Here is a 1246-nt window from a genome sequence, read left to right on the forward strand (position 1 = left end):
ACCAACCTCCAAACCCTTTCTCATTATTATTTCATGAAATCCGCTAACTCATTAAAAGCTAGGCAGAAAATTAAATTGCAAACATGGTAACCAGGGTTTTCTTACTACCGGGATTGGCTTTTGTTGATGAAATCCAAAGCTTAGAATTACTTTGTACAGCTTAATGTAATTCGGGGAATCGCATGAAATACATTTATTTCAGGATGACGACCGTCTATATAATTATCACTACCACTTCTTTGCATTTCTCCAAGGCTAGGCTCTAAGGTTATTGACGATCTCATACAGCACACATTCCTGAAGCTTTTCATTAGAGGCCAGTAAAGGATGATGAAATCGTTTAAGCTCTTTCATCCCTATCTTTTGCATTACCCTTACCGATGAAGCATTCGCTTTAGGTGCGATGGCATGTATAGCTTTCAATTTTAAATCATTAAAGCCGTAGTCTATACATCTTAGTGCCCCTTCGGTGGCAAAGCCCTGGTTCCACTTCTCTGTATGTAAGCGCCAGCCGATATCTATGCAGGGGGTAAAATCAGATTCAAAATTCTGAACCGACAATCCTATAAACCCAATAAATTCATTGGTACTTAATTCCTCTACTGCAAAATAGCAAAAACCCTTTTCCTGAAATTGCTCCTTCATTCTTTTTACAAATTGCCTGGTTCTTTCCTGCGACTGCACTGTGGGAAAGAACTCCATCACCTGCGGATCCTGATTGATATCTGTCAGTTTTTCCACATCAGCTTCCAGCCAATTTCTAAAGCCTAAGCGCGCCGACTTGAAAATATAAAATTCATTTGTGCTCATACCGGAATCTGATTTGAACAAATATATAAAAAGAGTGCTTCACAAAAACCAATAACCTGGCCAGTACGCCTCCATTGGATCGTTACTGTTTATATATTAGTTTTTGATAAATAGCGAGGTAAAGTGAAGGTTAAAAATCATCAACAAAGTGGTAATGACAATTTATAAACTGTCGCCATTATTTAATCGATCACCATCCTGAATTTATTTTGCTTCGCAGCTTCTTCGAGATCAGAACCTCTCAAGAGAAAGAAAGCCTTGTTAGTGCGAGATCCTGATACCGGCCTTCGTCGGCATGACGAATTCAGGATGACGGATGAGTATAATTTTTAGGCCAATAGCTTCGCAGTAGCTATAAACCCAAACTAGCTATAAACAAGAAAACCCTGCAGCTTTTAGCTACAGGGTTTCTATAAGATTTGGCACCGACCTACTC

Annotated in this window: 1 protein-coding gene; it reads right to left on the minus strand. The window is 39.2% G+C overall.

From position 1 onward, the window contains the following. Positions 1 to 255: 255 nt before the first annotated feature. Positions 256 to 810: a GNAT family N-acetyltransferase gene (locus J1905_RS23510; protein ID WP_214229628.1), complete on the minus strand. Its 555-nt coding sequence runs from the start codon at positions 808 to 810 to the stop codon at positions 256 to 258. Positions 811 to 1246 lie beyond the last annotated feature (436 nt).

The organism is Pedobacter sp. B4-66, assembly GCF_018492665.1.
GTDB lineage: Bacteria > Bacteroidota > Bacteroidia > Sphingobacteriales > Sphingobacteriaceae > Pedobacter.